The organism is Shewanella algae, assembly GCF_009183365.2.
Taxonomy (GTDB): domain Bacteria; phylum Pseudomonadota; class Gammaproteobacteria; order Enterobacterales; family Shewanellaceae; genus Shewanella; species Shewanella algae.
Map to the genome: position 1 here is coordinate 4,908,577 of NZ_CP068230.1, position 16,188 is coordinate 4,924,764.

19 protein-coding genes are annotated in these 16,188 nt (G+C 49.2%); 1 reads left to right on the top strand and 18 read right to left on the bottom strand.

Annotated features, from left to right (window positions below):
- Positions 1–11 precede the first annotated feature (11 nt).
- From atpH to mioC, 10 genes are all read right to left on the bottom strand, one after another.
- Entirely contained in the window at positions 12–545 is a 534-nt protein-coding gene (gene atpH / locus E1N14_RS21905; RefSeq protein ID WP_025011730.1) for a F0F1 ATP synthase subunit delta, read from the bottom strand.
- A 15-nt stretch (positions 546–560) separates the two neighbouring features.
- Complete coding sequence (atpF, locus tag E1N14_RS21910; protein ID WP_028780952.1) at positions 561–1,031, bottom strand: F0F1 ATP synthase subunit B; 471 nt, start codon at positions 1,029–1,031, stop codon at positions 561–563.
- Positions 1,032–1,068: 37 nt separating this feature from the next.
- Entirely contained in the window at positions 1,069–1,320 is a 252-nt protein-coding gene (atpE, locus tag E1N14_RS21915; RefSeq protein ID WP_025011729.1) for a F0F1 ATP synthase subunit C, read from the bottom strand.
- Between the two features lie 65 nt (positions 1,321–1,385).
- A complete protein-coding gene (gene atpB, locus E1N14_RS21920) occupies positions 1,386–2,180 on the bottom strand; it encodes a F0F1 ATP synthase subunit A (RefSeq protein ID WP_025011728.1) in 795 nt (264 codons plus the stop codon).
- A 12-nt stretch (positions 2,181–2,192) separates the two neighbouring features.
- Entirely contained in the window at positions 2,193–2,576 is a 384-nt protein-coding gene (locus E1N14_RS21925) for an ATP synthase subunit I (protein ID WP_025011727.1), read from the bottom strand.
- 225 nt (positions 2,577–2,801) lie between these two features.
- Entirely contained in the window at positions 2,802–3,683 is an 882-nt protein-coding gene (locus E1N14_RS21930; RefSeq protein WP_025889677.1) for a ParB/RepB/Spo0J family partition protein, read from the bottom strand.
- Positions 3,684–3,693: 10 nt separating this feature from the next.
- A complete protein-coding gene (locus E1N14_RS21935) occupies positions 3,694–4,482 on the bottom strand; it encodes a ParA family protein (protein WP_025011726.1) in 789 nt (262 codons plus the stop codon).
- 86 nt (positions 4,483–4,568) lie between these two features.
- Positions 4,569–5,192 (bottom strand): 16S rRNA (guanine(527)-N(7))-methyltransferase RsmG, encoded by a 624-nt coding sequence (gene rsmG, locus E1N14_RS21940; protein ID WP_025011725.1) that lies wholly within the window; start codon positions 5,190–5,192, stop codon positions 4,569–4,571.
- Between the two features lie 100 nt (positions 5,193–5,292).
- Positions 5,293–7,182: a tRNA uridine-5-carboxymethylaminomethyl(34) synthesis enzyme MnmG gene (mnmG, locus tag E1N14_RS21945; protein ID WP_025011724.1), complete on the bottom strand. Its 1,890-nt coding sequence runs from the start codon at positions 7,180–7,182 to the stop codon at positions 5,293–5,295.
- 450 nt (positions 7,183–7,632) lie between these two features.
- The gene (gene mioC / locus E1N14_RS21950) at positions 7,633–8,073 is read right to left on the bottom strand and encodes an FMN-binding protein MioC (protein ID WP_025011723.1); all 441 of its coding nucleotides are present in this window, start codon (positions 8,071–8,073) and stop codon (positions 7,633–7,635) included.
- A gap of 148 nt (positions 8,074–8,221) precedes the next feature.
- Here mioC and E1N14_RS21955 point away from each other — a divergent pair, with 148 nt between their 5' ends.
- Positions 8,222–9,073, top strand: coding sequence for an endonuclease/exonuclease/phosphatase family protein (locus E1N14_RS21955; protein ID WP_025011722.1), 852 nt, complete (start codon positions 8,222–8,224; stop codon positions 9,071–9,073).
- On the opposite strand, the gene E1N14_RS21960 is transcribed toward E1N14_RS21955, so the two are convergent.
- The 8 genes from E1N14_RS21960 to rpmH all read right to left on the bottom strand — a co-directional run bounded on the left by E1N14_RS21960 (position 9,070) and on the right by rpmH (position 15,748).
- A complete protein-coding gene (locus tag E1N14_RS21960) occupies positions 9,070–10,317 on the bottom strand; it encodes an ATP-binding cassette domain-containing protein (protein ID WP_051547172.1) in 1,248 nt (415 codons plus the stop codon). The two genes, E1N14_RS21955 and E1N14_RS21960, sit on opposite strands and share 4 nt — an antisense overlap.
- A gap of 81 nt (positions 10,318–10,398) precedes the next feature.
- Positions 10,399–10,899 (bottom strand): hypothetical protein, encoded by a 501-nt coding sequence (locus E1N14_RS21965; protein WP_174539803.1) that lies wholly within the window; start codon positions 10,897–10,899, stop codon positions 10,399–10,401.
- A gap of 476 nt (positions 10,900–11,375) precedes the next feature.
- Positions 11,376–11,456, bottom strand: a complete 81-nt coding sequence (locus E1N14_RS22255; protein ID WP_152134846.1) for a LuxR C-terminal-related transcriptional regulator — start codon at positions 11,454–11,456, stop codon at positions 11,376–11,378.
- A 487-nt stretch (positions 11,457–11,943) separates the two neighbouring features.
- The gene (gene mnmE / locus E1N14_RS21975; protein WP_025011720.1) at positions 11,944–13,305 is read right to left on the bottom strand and encodes a tRNA uridine-5-carboxymethylaminomethyl(34) synthesis GTPase MnmE; all 1,362 of its coding nucleotides are present in this window, start codon (positions 13,303–13,305) and stop codon (positions 11,944–11,946) included.
- 80 nt (positions 13,306–13,385) lie between these two features.
- On the bottom strand, positions 13,386–15,011 hold the full coding sequence (yidC, locus tag E1N14_RS21980) for a membrane protein insertase YidC (RefSeq protein ID WP_062793860.1): 1,626 nt from the start codon (positions 15,009–15,011) through the stop codon (positions 13,386–13,388).
- Between the two features lie 3 nt (positions 15,012–15,014).
- The gene (yidD, locus tag E1N14_RS21985; RefSeq protein WP_081737191.1) at positions 15,015–15,269 is read right to left on the bottom strand and encodes a membrane protein insertion efficiency factor YidD; all 255 of its coding nucleotides are present in this window, start codon (positions 15,267–15,269) and stop codon (positions 15,015–15,017) included.
- Positions 15,236–15,592, bottom strand: a complete 357-nt coding sequence (gene rnpA / locus E1N14_RS21990; RefSeq protein ID WP_025011719.1) for a ribonuclease P protein component — start codon at positions 15,590–15,592, stop codon at positions 15,236–15,238. The genes yidD and rnpA overlap by 34 nt, the downstream gene beginning before the upstream one ends.
- An 18-nt stretch (positions 15,593–15,610) precedes the next feature.
- Positions 15,611–15,748, bottom strand: a complete 138-nt coding sequence (rpmH, locus tag E1N14_RS21995) for a 50S ribosomal protein L34 (protein ID WP_011758135.1) — start codon at positions 15,746–15,748, stop codon at positions 15,611–15,613.
- Positions 15,749–16,188: the final 440 nt, after the last annotated feature.

Below are 16,188 nucleotides of genomic sequence, written 5' to 3' on the forward strand. Positions count from 1 at the left end.
CAAACTCCCAATTACGACTGCAGCTTATCAGACAGGCGGTTCAATTTACCGCGGATGGATCCATCTATCACCAGATCCCCTGCCTTGATAATTACACCGGCGATAAGCTCGGCGTTGACGCTGCAATTCAGCTTAACTTTGCGTGCGAGACGTTTCTCTAAAGAAACACTGATCTGCTGTTGCTGCTCAGAGCTAAGCTCAGTAGCAGACACCACGCTGGCTTCGATTTCCTTAGCCCATTCGTGGCGAAACTCAGCATAGAGCTGAGATACAGCAGGCAGTACCTCCAAGCGACCGTTTTCAGCCATTACCTTGATCAGATTTTGACCGTGCTCATCAATTTGCTCGCCACAGATATTGATAAAGAGTGCAGCTAGCTTATTGCTGGACATAGATCCAGCCAGCAGTGGCTTCATGGATTCGTTTTCACTCACCATTGCCGCGAAATCGAGCATTTCTGCCCAGTTTTCTACTGCTTGATGTTCAACAGCAAAGTCAAAAGCTGCCTTAGCGTAAGGGCGAGCAATGGTGGTTAACTCAGCCATAACTCAACTCCCTTATCAAATTTCAGCAACTAGTTTATTAACTATGTCGCTTTGGGCGGCTTCATCAATCGAACGCTCGAGGATCTTCTCTGCACCAGTGATGGCAAGAGTAGCAACCTGCTTACGCAGTTCCTCTTTCACGCGATTACGTTCAGCTTCAATTTCTGCTTTACCCTGAGCAATGATTTTCGCACGCTCAGCGTCTGCTTCAGCTTTGGCTTCGTCAATAATCTGAGCCTTGCGCTTGTTGGCAGACTCAATGATTTCGTTGGCTGTAGCCTTGGCGTCTTTCAGTTGGTCAGTCGCTTTCGCTTGAGCCAACTCCAGGTCTTTTGCTGCACGGTCAGCGTCAGCAAGACCATCAGCAATCCTTTTCTGGCGCGCTTCGATGGCATTCATCAAAGGGGGCCATACAAACTTCATGCAGAACCACACGAAGATAATAAAGGCGACCGTCTGACCGATTAGGGTAGCGTTGATATTCACAACAGCCTCCTATTTAGAGTTAAGACAGAAGCGTTTATTACAGCATTGCACCCAGTGGGTTAGTAAACAGCATGTAAAGTGCAATACCTACACCGATCATGGTTACGGCGTCGAGCAGACCCGCTACGATGAACATCTTAACTTGCAGCATAGGAGCCATTTCTGGTTGACGCGCAGCGCCTTCCAGGAACTTACCACCCAAAAGGCCGAAACCGATAGCGGTACCCAGTGCACCCAAACCAATGAGCAGAGCAACAGCAATTGCAGTAAAGCCCAGAATCGTTTCCATCTGTATCTCCAGTATCTAAATCTATGTTAGTTGATGATTTAGTTAAAAAATTTCTTCAGCAGTCCTTAATGATCTTCATGAGCCATGCTTAGGTAAACGATAGTCAGCATCATGAAAATAAACGCTTGCAGCGTGATAACCAGAATATGGAAGATCAGCCAGCCCAGTTGCAGAGTCACACCCAGAGCGGCAATCGCCAAGTTGGCACCATACATCAGCGCAATAAGGATGAAGATCAACTCACCTGCATACAAGTTACCAAAAAGACGTAGCCCCAATGAAATGGGCTTAGCTATCAAGGTAACTATTTCGAGCAGGAAGTTGACGGGTATCATTGCCCAATGGTTGAAGGGCTGTAGCGTCAGTTCTTTCGCAAAACCTGACACACCTTTGACCTTGATGCTGTAGTAAATAATCAGCACAAACACGCCCAACGCGAGGCTGAAAGTGATGTTAAGGTCAGTAGTCGGTACTATTTTCAGATAAGGCACACCAGCCAAAGAGGCCGCATGTGGTACCCAGTCAACGGGCACCATATCCATGAGGTTCATCATGAATACCCACATGAAAATAGTCAGAGCAAGAGGTGCTATCAAGGCATTGCGACCATGGAATGTATCTTTAACGCTGTTGTCGACAAACTCGACGATCATTTCGATAAAGCATTGAAGCTTACCGGGAACGCCAGAAGTTGCCTTTTTGCCAACGCTGCGGAACAACCACAGAAACAGCACGCCAAGACCAACCGAAAAGAGCAATGAATCAACGTGCCATGTCCAGAAACCTTCACCAACGGTAAGGTTGGTAAGGTGATGCTGGATATAGCCCTGCGGTGTTAATGCTTCACCAGATGCAGCCATGATTCATCCCACTTAACTTTGCTTGAAGTACAAAGGAGCTGCCCAATGCACTACCAACGCCAGTACATAGCAAACAAAAAGGGGCATAAATGCGACCTTTAAATTGATAAATACCAGCGAAAACAATGCTATTGTTAACAGCAACTTTACCGCTTCCCCCCAGTAAAAGCCTTTGAGAACTTTACCAGTAGCGCTTGCTCCCATATGGGAAAAAGCCAGGGTCGCGAATACAAAATTAGGGAGCACAGCTATGGCAGTTCCTGCCAGAGCAGAATAGCCAAACTGGGCTCCCCACACGGCGAAAAAGATAATTGAAGCACCCCCAGCTATCGCCGCCTGCATCATCACCAACTTATAGGCTGACCAACGGCCACGACGCGCTAAAACCTTACTCAATCATTCTTCTCCGCATTACTACTTTTTGTTTCGATGACCGGACTACAAATATCCGTATGGAGTCGAGGTACAAAAAGCTTGCGAAAGTATACCTTTTCAAGTCTTCTTTGCAACTTTGAGATAAGTAAAAACCTCACCTTTTAACGTGATACAGACCCAAATTCGTATAAATGCAATATTAACAAACGTCACAAATTTACACTAAAAAGCGTTAACCACGTTTTTTTAATGGATTTTGGCAAGAATACCGTCTAATTCAGCCAGATTTTGATAGTTAATTACAATTTTTCCCTTTCCCTTACTACCGTGGGAAATGGAAACTTTTGCGCCTAACCTCTCAATTAACTGACTCTCCAGACGGGCAACATCGGTATCTTTTACAGGCTTTTCGGCCTCTTTGGCAGGATTTAAGACCTTATTTACCAATCGTTCGGTTTCACGAACGGTCAATTCCTTTGCCACCACCAATCGGGCAACAGAAGTTTGCTCTTCACCTTGCAAGGCCAGCAAGGCTCGGGCATGACCCATTTCGATATCACCATACTCCAACAACCGCTTTACCGGTTCATTCAGACCATTGAGCCGCAGCAGGTTCGAAACGGTAGCCCGGGATTTTCCCACAGCATCAGCTATTTGTTGGTGAGTGAGATCAAATTCTTCGATCAAGCGGTTAAGCGCAATGGCCTCTTCCATGGCATTGAGGTCTTCCCGCTGAATATTTTCAATCAGGGCAATAGCCACGGCAGCCTCATCGGCAACCTGTTTGACTATGCAGGGCACCTTGTCCAGCTTGGCAATTTGCGCCGCGCGCCAGCGACGTTCACCGGCGATGATTTCGTATTTGTCATCGCTGATCTTACGCACCACTATGGGCTGAATGACTCCCTGAGCCTTGATGGATTCGGCCAGCTCTTCCAGAGCCTCGGGCGACATGTCTTTACGGGGTTGATACTTGCCGGGCTGCAGCAGATCCACATCCAGGGTAAGCAGAGTTTCGCCGGCATCAACCTTGGATTGCTCGGCATCATCACGCTTCTTGCTCGCCGCATGGCTGGTACTCAAAAGTGCGTCCAGGCCCTTGCCCAGCCCCCGTTTTTTCGGTGTCATGCTCATTCCTTTATGCCTGTTTCGCTTGCTGGTTCTGTTCGGAGCGGCGAATAATTTCGCCGGCTAAAGCCAGATAAGCCTTGGCGCCGGCGCTGCTCTTGTCATAGTACATCGCCGGTGCGCCAAAACTCGGCGCCTCGGCCAAGCGAATATTTCTTGGGATAACAGTGCGGTAAACCTTGTCACCGAAATGCTGTTTCAGCTGATCGGAAACATCGTTGGCCAGACGGTTTCGGGGATCGTACATGGTTCTCAGTATCCCCTCGATCCCGAGTTTGGGATTGACCATGGCCACCAGCTTGGAAATAGTATCCATCAGGGCGGTCAAGCCTTCCAGGGCATAGTACTCACACTGCATGGGAACCAGTACTGAGTCGGCCGCCGACATGGCGTTTACTGTCAACATATTCAGCGAAGGAGGGCAGTCGATAAAGATGAAGTCGTACTCATCCTGTACTTTTGCCAAGGCATTGCGCAGGCGAATCTCTCTGGCAAAGAACTCCATCAATTTGATTTCGGCGGCAGTCACATCACCGTTGGCGGCAACGAGATCGTATTTCCCGGCTGTGTTACGCACAACGACTTCGTCAAAACTCTTTTCTTCCACCAGCAACTCGTAGGCGGTGTTTTCAACTTCGTACTTGTCGACACCACTCCCCATGGTGGCATTGCCCTGGGGATCCAGATCGATCAATAGCACCCGCCGCTTGGTTGCCGCCAAAGAGGCTGCCAAATTAACACAAGTTGTTGTTTTTCCAACGCCACCTTTCTGGTTGGCTACGGCAATAATTCTCGCCACACTGTCACCTTGTCTGTCAATTTTGTTATTGATGCCCGGTTCCGTTTGCATCAAGTTGCTTGATACGCCAGCCAATTGCAAGGCATTCAAACCTGGGGAGCTATGATCAGCAGATGTCTCTGTTCATCCAATTTAGGAACCTTGAGTTCGATGGATTCCCTGATGCTGTATCCCTCAGGGATCCCGGTCAACTCATCAGGGTTCAACTGCCCTTTAAGGGCATAGAATACCCCATTTTGCGCCGGCAAATGCTGACACCAGCTTAACATGTCTGCCACTGAGGCAAAGGCGCGACTGAGCACCCCATCAAACCCTTGTGGATCCTGAAAGGCTTCCACCCGGCTCTCAACCGACTGTATATTTTTTAATTTGAGTTCAATCTGAACCTGTTTTTGAAAACGGATCCGCTTGCCCAGGCTATCGAGCAGCACAAATTCTTTATCCGGATTCAAAATCGCCAGCGGAATACCGGGTAACCCAGGGCCAGTACCCACATCAATAAAACGCTGCCCCTTGAGATGAGGGGAGACGACCAGGCTATCCATGATATGCCGGATAAGCATCTGCTCAGGATCGCGCACCGAGGTCAGGTTATAGGCCTTGTTCCATTTGTTGAGCAAGGCAACAAAACCGAGCAGTTGTTGCTGCTGTTCATCCGATACATTGAGGCCAGTCTCTGCCAGATATGTTTTTAACTGTGCTGCAAGCACGGGTATTCTCCCCAGAAAAATACTGCGGGGCTATTATGCGGCCCCAAAACGGCCAAGGGAAGCATCCACTGCTTCCCCGGCTCTGGAATAGTTCACGGTATCAGGCCGAGCGGCGCAGTAATCCCCGTTTTTTCAGATGCACCAGCAAAATGGAGATGGCTGCCGGAGTTACCCCCGAAATCCTGGAAGCCTGGCCTATGGTTTCCGGTTTATGGGCATTGAGTTTGGCGATCACTTCATTGGACAAGCCCGGCACTTCGTTGTAATCGAGCTCCAGCGGCAGGCCGGTATTTTCGTTGCGCTGCGCTTTGGCGATCTCTTCCTGCTGGCGCTGAATATAACCGGCATATTTAACCTGGATCTGCACCTGTTCAGCGGCTTGACGATCCTCAAGACCCGGTCCAAAGCCTTCGATCCCCATAAGCTTGTCATAATCCAACTCAGGACGACGCAACAGCTCTTCAAACGAGGCTTCGCGGGATATTGGCGTATTGAGATGCGGATTCAGCGCTTCAACCAGAGGTGAATTCACATGGATCCATTGACTGCGCAGGCGTTGCAGCTCAGATTCAATCGCCTCAACCTTGGCAGAGAACTTGGCCCAGCGTTGATCGTCAACCAAGCCCAACTCGCGACCTTTCTCGGTCAGGCGCAGGTCAGCATTATCTTCACGCAGCAGCAAGCGGTATTCGGCGCGACTGGTGAACATGCGATAGGGCTCTTTGGTGCCCAGAGTCGAGAGGTCGTCCACCAACACACCGAGATAAGCCTGATCCCGTCTAGGTGCCCAGGCGTCTTTACCTTGTACCTGTAAAGCTGCATTCATGCCGGCCAGCAAACCTTGAGCTCCGGCCTCTTCATAACCTGTGGTGCCATTGATCTGACCGGCAAAGAACAGCCCATCTATGGATTTGGTTTCCAGCGAATTTTTCAGATCTCGGGGATCAAAATAATCATATTCGATGGCATAGCCAGGACGCATGATCTCGGCATTTTCCATCCCCTTGATCGAGCGGACCAAGGCAATTTGTACATCGAATGGCAAACTGGTGGAGATACCATTGGGGTATAACTCATTGGTATTGAGCCCCTCGGGTTCAATAAAGATCTGGTGAGAACTCTTGTCGGCAAAGCGATGGATCTTGTCTTCAATCGATGGACAGTATCTCGGACCTATACCTTCGATAACCCCTGAATACATGGGGCTTCGATCCAAGCCACCACGAATAATTTCATGGGTTTTCTCATTGGTATGAGTGATATAGCAAGAAATTTGCTGTGGATGCTGACTCACATCTCCGATAAAAGACATCACAGGAAGAGGATTATCCCCCTGCTGTTCAGTCATCTGCTGGAAGTCGACGCTGCGGGCATCGATACGCGGTGGTGTACCTGTCTTAAGACGGCCAACCCGAATAGGCAACTCCCTGAGTCTGTGGGCCAGGGCGATCGCCGGAGGATCACCGGCACGACCACCACTGTAGTTTTCCAGACCTATGTGGATCTTGCCACCAAGGAAAGTGCCGGCAGTCAACACTACGGCAGGAGCTTCAAAAGCCAGCCCCATTTGGGTGACAACCCCTATGACTCTGTTGTTTTCAACAACCAGATCGTCAACAGCCTGTTGAAAGATCCTTAAGTTAGGTTGGTTTTGTAATATCTGTTGGATCTTTTGCCGATACAAGGCTCGATCCGCTTGGGCTCTGGTAGCTCTTACCGCTGGACCCTTACTAGAATTAAGGGTTCTGAATTGGATCCCGGCATAGTCAGTTGCTGTTGCCATGGCGCCACCCAAGGCATCTATCTCTTTAACCAAGTGCCCTTTACCTATACCCCCTATAGCCGGGTTACAGGACATCTGACCCAAAGTGTCAATATTGTGGGTCAGGAGTAGGGTATTGACACCCATTCTGGCAGCAGCCAATGCGGCTTCAGTTCCGGCATGACCACCACCTACAACAATTACATCAAACCGTTCATGAAAACGCATAGATTTACCTTTGGCTGGGTAAGGGATAAAAAAGGAATATCAGCCGATCATTTTAGCATCTGTAATGATGCAGGTGAATGCTCTATTTTGTGCTCTTGGATCGCAGGGGATCAGGCTTATAGATCTTAAGATCTTTATATAGATCTTCTTATTGTGTTTACTATTAGGATCGCACTTTGCTGTGGGTAAGGCTTATTGCTTATTTAAAACAACAGCTTAAATTAAAATGATCCTGTGATCTGTTGGCGATCTATCTCCATTAAAGCTGGGGATAGATCGCGATCTTATCCACAAGGTGGATCTGGGCGGTATCGAGGATCTGATTCATACAAAGATTGATCAGATCAAAATAAAGTATTATCCACAGAGTTATGTTTTTTAGACTTAATCTGTGGGTAAGTTAGATCTAAATTGTGAGTACTTGATGCTTTATTCAGGTTGAAAAGCATTTTATAACTCGGGCAGCCAGTCGTCGAGCCATGCCAATGCTGGATCTTCCGGTACGGGATCGTACTGAACATCGATCTGGATCTTATCCACATAGGGCTTGGCTCCCTTGGCGCTCAGTTGCTGAAGCAGCTTTTCCGGGCCTTGGCAGAAAGTGTCGTAACTCGAGTCGCCGATCGCACATAAAGCATACCGACAGTCCTGCAGGTTTTGGTTTGACTGGAGTAATTCCTGATAGAAGGGCTGCAAATTGTCCGGAAGATCGCCGGCCCCATGGGTGGAGGAAACGATCAACCAAAGGGCTTTGGGATCCAGTTGCTCCAACTGTGGGGTTAAGTACAGGCTTGTCTGGTGGCCGTTTTGTTCAAGCTTATTGATGAGTTCTTCGGCGACATATTCGGCTCCTCCCAAGGTGGTTCCGACTAATACTTCGACTTTCGCCATGATAATCCTCTCTGTATGTAGCGCCTGGCGCCTTGATTTAATCGGCCCATATTAATCCAATTTGCGGTGACAGACAGCCTTGGGTAACCTGAGTTTGAGCACTATTGCATTGATCCTGTTGTAGGCTTTTTCTGCGCTTGAGGCTGATATGAAACTGAAGTGGTTGCTGATCTTCCCGTTGCTTTCTTTGCTGGTGATACTCGGGGGATGGCATTGGTTGTTTACCGTACCGGCAAATGTTCAACTGCAATCTGATAGGGTTGATTCCAATACCGGCGCGGCCTGTATCCAAACGCCAACGGCAAAGGCGCTGGATAAGAATGGTGAGTTTGGCGTGTTGATCTGGAATATTCAGAAGCAGCAAAACGGCCTGTGGCGTTCTCGTCTCGATGATTTTACAACAGGCAGGCAGTTGGTGCTGCTGCAGGAAGCCAGTCTGGATCCCGGCATGTATCTTTATTTGAGTGCTGCGCAGTGGTTTTGGCGTTTCGCCAATGCTTTCAGTGTATTGGATACCCCGGCTGGAGTGATGAATCTGTCACGCAGCGCTCCCTTGAGCAGTTGTGGCTACCGTACTCTTGAGCCCTGGTTGCGGTTGCCCAAGACGGCCTTGGTTGCCGAATATCCTTTGTCTGATGGTACATTATTGACTGTGGTCAATGTCCATGGAATCAACTTCAGTGTCGGTATCGAAGAATATCGGCAGCAACTTAAGTCTTTGACTGAAGCCCTGGCTGAGGAAAGAGTAGTGGGGCCTATTATTCTGGCGGGTGATTTCAATACCTGGAGTGAGGAACGCAGTATGCTGCTGGCCGCCTTCGCTTCCTCTTTGGGATTGGATGAGGCTCATTTTGGCGAGGATAACAGGGTAAGAGTTCTGGGGTATCCTTTGGATCATCTCTTTTATCGAGGATTGAAACCCAAAGAGCTGTATGTGCCGGAAACAGAAGTGTCGGATCACAATCCTATGGTCGCCAGCTTTGTGATTGCCGAGCGCTAGGCCCTAAGTAATTCATGTTTCCCTGACATCTGCTCCTCCAAAAAAGGGCCTGCGACCGAAGTCGCGGAAGTCAGCATTCCTAACGGAGGGCCCTGATAGATTATCTTTCCGCCATGTTTTCCGGCTCCCGGGCCCATTTCTATTACGTGGTCGGCATTGGCTATCATCTCAAGATTATGCTCGACGATTATCACTGTTTTTCCTTGATCTGCGAGTAAGGTAAACAGTTCGAGCAGGCGCTCGACATCGGCCATATGCAGACCGGAGGTGGGTTCATCAAAGACATAAATGCCTCCGCTTCGTTCCAGTTCTGCTGCCAGTTTGAGTCTCTGCCTTTCACCTCCGGATAAAGTGGACAGCCGCTGACCTATCTGTATGTAGCCGAGTCCTACCTGAATCAGGCGTGTCAGTGCATTTACTATTTTCGTCTGGTGCTTGAATACCTGCAGAACCTCTTGCGGGCGCATGTTCATTATCTGAACGATAGATTTTCCAGCGACTCGAATGGTGCTGGCTTCCCCGCTGTATCCCGAACCTTGGCAGGTTTCACACATAGACTCAATAGTTTCAAGAAACGCAAGATCTGTGCGTACAACACCTCGTCCTTTACATGCAGGGCAAGCTCCGGCTGCATTGTTACTGAATAGACCGACAGCTTTGCCACTCTGCCTGGCGAAATGGCGACGGATATCATCCAGGATACCGAGATAGCTGGCAGGGGTTGAACGGGAGGATGCGCGAAGTTCGTCTTGATCAATCACCACCACGTCTGCATAAAGGCGGGGCAATATCCTATTGGCTAACGTCGATTTCCCCGAGCCGGCGACACCGGCAACCACAGTTACGACCCCGAGGGGAATATCGACCGACAGATCATGAACATTGAACATAGACTGATGCTCAAGCTTGAGCCAACCTGAGTTTTTACGCTGTGATACTCTTGGAGAACTTTTTCGGTGCAAGCCTTGGCCTGTCATGGTATCTGCTTGTTTGAGCCCTATAAAAGGGCCTTGATAAACTACCTGACCACCCGCTTCTCCGGCCCCAGGGCCCATATCGATAACATGATCGGCAATGGCAATTACATCTGGGTCATGTTCAACTATGAGGACACTATTTCCCTTATTCCGCAGGCGAGTGAGTAAATTGGCGAGTTGACGGACATCGCGGGCATGCAGCCCGACGCTGGGTTCATCAAAGATATATGCAATATCGCTGAGACTACTGCCAAGGTGGCGGATCATCTTGATCCGTGAGACTCACCACCTGACAGGCCTGATGTCTCTATTTAAATTAAATTTGTTGTTTGGGTGTGGGTACGCCTGCTACTGATATTCTGCCTTCCACAAAGTCAAAGGTTCGGCAGAGCACCATTGCCAGAATTTCTTCTCCACCAAGTCACTTGCCGCGGCAGCATCCCGTCCCTCAAACAAGCGCCAATTTTCCTCTGCAGATTTCAGGGCATACTGTCTCAAGTAACCTGTGACTCTTTCGAAATCGGATGGCTCGAGAAGAAATATGCTGCCATCCCTGTAAGACTCCCAAGGTACCTGATCTTTAGGTTGTCGTTGATGATTCTGGAAGAACGCCTCGCTGTAGATGCTGGCCGAACCACCCGCAGACACACAGTCGTCCCAACGTTGGTAGCGAAAGAAAAACTCGTCCTCTGCCTCGGCAGTGCCTGTTAGCTCTCGATAGGGGCAAGATTTTTCCCAAGGCTTATTGATATTGGCCTCGGCCACACCTTGGCGCGCAAGCTCTATCTCATGGGGCTTGGGGAACCTGTCCATCAGTAATTGCGCTGGTTCGCCACTCTCGTCTGCCATCAAAATGGAGGTAGTTCCCAAAAGGAACACACCGAGCGCGACGCGGGTGAAAGTTGACTTTGAAAACGATGGCATCAAGCGAAATGACATTCTACAACCCTCTGAAGGACTAAGTTATTTATCCAGAAACAGGAATAGGCCATTTATAACAATGGCCTTTATCCTTACTTGTGCTGGTTACTTACGAGCACTGGCCTTTGAAGCCGTCTCGTTGTAAGCATTCAAGCCACCAGCCTTGGCAGTGTTCCGCCTCAGGGTTTGTTGATTTGGCTGCAATGGCAATTAGAGCTATACCAAGTCATACTGTGCCCGTGAAATTTTCGTGGTATATAGCTTCAACCCCTTGAAGCAATTGATAGTTATTTAGCGGTTATTATTAGATCAATCCTTCGATGACTCAATTGCCCTTGGGAATAAAAATTACTCAGGCATACACCCTGAAGGATTAATTCATTAGTATGATGACATCAGATTAATCAATTCGTTAAGGTTATTTTCCGATAAATATGTAGGAGATGCATTTTCACTGTGTTCGGTGAAATTTTCAGTTTGGCGATAGCTCAGATCGAGCAGAGTTCACTTCTATTTTCGATACTCAGCGAACTACATTTAGGGACTGCTATTTAGCTGACCACTTGATTAGCTACTCAAATCCATGCTTTGGGGATCGCTATTCAACCAGCCGTTTACTCTTAATGGTTTCTTCGGCGAGAAGTATATGGTCTTTGTTGTGTTGGCGCTGGGTGGGTGTTTTAGGTTTGTAGTGAACGTACAGGTTTAAGGTTTCTTAGCTGCGCTTACGTTTATTTTAGCGTTCACCTAGTGTATTTGTGGTGTAGCCATAGTCATAAACTAAGCCTAGTGAGCATGATGTCATCAGTTTTTTAAATAGAAATTTTTATTTTAGACTCCACTTGGGCCCCAATCAGTGCGAGTAGCATGTCATGGAGCCCAACTGGGGACTAGATTTGGCAACAAACGGAAATAATAAAGTCAGTGGCTTATCTTTCATTGTTTGCTGTTGTTTTCCGTTGTTTGCCCACTTTACTTGCCGATACAGAAGCTGGAAAAAATTCTTCCCAGGAGATCGTCTGAGGTAAATTGGCCTGTGATCTCGGCCAGAGCCTGTTGAGTCATGCGCAGTTCTTCGGCCAGCAGCTCACCTGCCTGATAGACTTCCAGCTGTACTTTGCCCTGCTGCAGATGGTCACCGGCGACTTCCAGGGCTTCCAGGTGACGGCGACGGGCGATAAAACCGCCTTCCAGGTTACTTTGATAGCCCATCAGGTTCTTGAGGTGCTGTTTCAGCGCATCGACCCCGAGCCCGGTTTTGGCTGAGATCCTAAAGACGTCATAGCCTTTCTCTTCGCTGGGACTCAGTGACTCACCGGTCAGATCCGCCTTATTACGTACCACAGTGACGCCGAGGTTTTCCGGCAGGCGATCAATAAAGTCCGGCCAGATTTCATGGGGATCAATCGCTTGGGTTTCTGTGCCATCTACCATAAACAGCACTCTGTCGGCGGTGGTGATTTCGGCCCAGGCTCTTTCTATCCCTATCTGTTCCACTGTGTCAGTGGTGTCGCGCAGGCCGGCTGTGTCTATGACATGCAGTGGCATGCCATCCAAGTGGATATGCTCCCGCAATACATCCCTTGTAGTGCCGGCTATTTCGGTGACAATTGCCGACTCTTTTCCCGCCAGGGCGTTGAGCAGACTGGACTTACCGGCGTTGGGGCGGCCGGCTATCACTACTTTCATCCCTTCGCGGATGATGGCGCCCTGTTTGGCACTGGCCTGTACCAAGTCCAGTTTATCTATGATGCGATAAAGGGCATTGGCAATCTTACCGTCGGAGAGGAAATCCACCTCTTCATCGGGAAAGTCGATGGCGGCCTCGACATAAAGACGCAGATTGGTAACCTGTTCCACCAACTCATGCACTTCGCGGGAAAACTCGCCTTGGAGTGATTGCAGCGCGCTCTTGGCGGCCTGTTCACTGGTGGCATCGATAAGATCGGCAATCGCTTCTGCCTGGGTCAGATCCAGCTTGTCATTCATAAAGGCCTGCTCGCTGAACTCCCCAGGGCGTGCCAAGCGGATCCCCTCGACTTCGAGGACTCGCTTAATCAGCATGTCCATGACGATTTGACCACCATGGCCCTGAAGTTCCAGTACGTCTTCACCGGTAAAAGAATTGGGGCCTTTGAAGAACAGGGCGATCCCCTGATCCAGCACTTCTCCCTGACTTCCCTTGAAGTCACAGTAATCGGCATATCTTGGCTTGGGCTGATGGCCCAGCAATGCCTGTGCAACGGCTTGGGCCTTGGGCCCCGAGACTCTGACTATGCCTACACCACCGCGGCCTGGAGCGGTGGCCTGCGCCACGATAGTATCTGTTGTCACTGCATTAACCCTTGAAAACGTATTTATAAAAGCAAAAGGCGACCCTTAGGCCGCCCTTGATCATTTGACCCAAAATCGGCTTATTTTAAGCCTTTTTTCTCCAGGCCGGCATAGATAATCTTCTGCTGGATAATGGCAACTATGTTACCCACCAACCAGTAGAGTACCAGACCGGATGGGAACCAGAGGAAGAACACAGTAAAGATGACCGGCATCCATTGCATCATCTTCTGCTGCATAGGATCCATGGTCGGTGCCATTGGCTGCATTTTTTGCATCAGGAACATGGAAACACCCATTAGCAGCGGCAGAATGTAGTAAGGATCCTGTACCGACAGATCGTCAATCCACAGCATGAACGGCGCATGACGCAGTTCAACACCTTCCATCAGTACCCAGTAAAGGGCAATAAAGATAGGCATTTGCAGCAAGATAGGCAGACAGCCACCCATAGGGTTCACTTTTTCCTTCTTGTACAACTCCATCATAGCCTGGCCCATCTTCTGGCGATCATCACCGAATTTGTCCTTCAGCTCCTGCAGTTTTGGTTGCAGGTTACGCATCTTGGCCATGGAGGTGTATTGCGCCTTGGTCAGCGGGAACAGAATACCGCGCACCGTCAGGGTGATCAGTATGATGGCCAAGCCCCAGTTACCCACTATTGACTGGAAGAACATCAGCAGCTTGTAGATGGGTACAGCCAGCCACCAGAGGAAGCCATAATCTACAACCAGGTTAAGGGTATCAGACAGCTCGGACAGGGCGGCTTGATCCTTTGGACCTACGTAGAAGTCGGCGCTCAGGGTCATTTCAGTGCCCGGGGCTACTGTCTTTGGCTCACCCAGGTAGCCAATGTTGGCGGTTCCTGAGCTCTCTCTGGTGAATATGGTGTTGGTTTCATTCTTTGGTGGAACCCAGGCTGACACAAAGTAGTGTTGCAGCATGGCGGCCCAGCCACCTTTGGTTTCCTTCTCCAGATCCTTTTCCTGGATATCGTCAAACTTGTACTTCTCGTAGCGGATATCGGCAGTTGAGAAGGCGGCACCACGATAAGTTGGCATCATCATGCTGCTATCGGAAGGTTTGATGGTCTGTTTAATCTGACCGTACATCTGAACCTGCAGCGGCTCAGAAGTGGTGTTGTCAATTTTGTATTCAACTCCCACGGCAAACTGGCCTTTGTGGAAGGTGTAGATCTTGGTGTACTTGGCGCCGTTTGCTGCTGTGTAACTCAAAGGAACCGACAGTGTATCCTGGCCATCGGCAAGGGTGAATTCCTTGGCACTGGCAGAATAGGTGGCACGGCTATTGACACTGTCAGTACCGCCGCTGCCCATCAGGCCACTCTGGGCTATGTAAACAAAACCGGGTTTCTGTTCCAACAGGACAAACGGTTCATCTTTGTTCAGTTCCAGTTTGTGAGAAACCAGAGCTGCATGCACTATGTCACCACCGACAGGGTTGATCAGCACATCCAGTTGATCTGTGGTGACCCTGATAAGATCTTTGGACGCCACGGCCGTTTCTCCTGGCATGCCTGATTTGGCAACCGGAACGTCAGCGCTGTGAGTTGTCTCTTGAACGGAAGTGGCAACTGTATTTTCAGTTACAGCGGGTTTGGGTGCTTTATCGGTTTGCCACTGTTGCCACAGCAAGAAGCTGACAAACAGCAGACCGATAAGCAGTAAATTGCGTTGAGATTCCATAGCCTATTTATTACACCTGTCATTTTTAGGGGGGACGGGATCACTGCCGCCCGGATGTAAAGGGTGACATTTTAATATGCGTTTGATTGCAAACCAACTCCCTTTAATCGTTCCGTGCACTCGCACAGCTTCTATGGCGTAGTGAGAGCAGGTTGGATTAAAGCGACAGCGAGGCCCCAGCAGTGGGCTGATAAGGAGTTGATAGGCTCTGATAGCCTTGATTATCAGCCATTGAAACGGCGACTGAGTTTGCGCCATAACTTTTCTACCAGCTTTCTGAGCTGTTCATTATCCATATCCAGCACACCGCCGCGAACCAGCACCACTATGTCCAGTGGAGGTAAATCATGTTGATTAAGGCGGAAGCTATCTCGGATCACCCGCTTGATGCGATTGCGTCGATTGGCTCTCTTTACATGGCGTTTGGCCACAGTAAGTCCAAGACGCGGATGTTGCATCTCATTGGGTACAGCAAGCAGGGTTATTTCAGCTGAGGAGGCTTTAATGGGGTTGGTAAATACAGTTTTGAATTGCGCGGGAGTTAGCAAGCGTAACTCCCGCGTAAAGGTGTAACGAGTCACCTAGTTGTCTACTCGCAATTAAGCAGACAGACGAGCGCGACCTTTGGCACGGCGACGAGCCAGTACCTTACGGCCGTTCGCTGTAGCCATACGAGCGCGGAAGCCGTGAGAACGCTTGCGCTTCAGGTTGCTAGGTTGAAAAGTACGTTTACTCATGATGGCAATCCGTCTTTGTTAGTGAATTTACCTTATCTCTCGTACGAGGTAAGGGCAAAAAAGAGGCCGAATTGTAATCACTTTAGTCAGAGCAGTCAACACGCGTAGCCCTTCTCAAGGTAATTTATCTCGGCATTTTCGCGATCTGTAGAGCAGAGTTCACCACAGGATGTGGATAACTCTGTGTACGGACACTACATCTTGTGGATCCATTGATCTCTTGGCAGATCGGCGGTCGCTGATTATAGATCAGGGTGGATCGCTTTATAAAGCGGGATTTTAACCGCTTCACCAAATAGTGGATCTTGGTGGATCGATCCGGATCCGGTGGATCTGATGATTGGGATCCGGCTGGGGATAATTACACTTAAAGGATAGCGATTATTCAGATCTCACTATAGAATACCCTCCTTTCGAGGCGATCTTTTGGGGATAAGTAA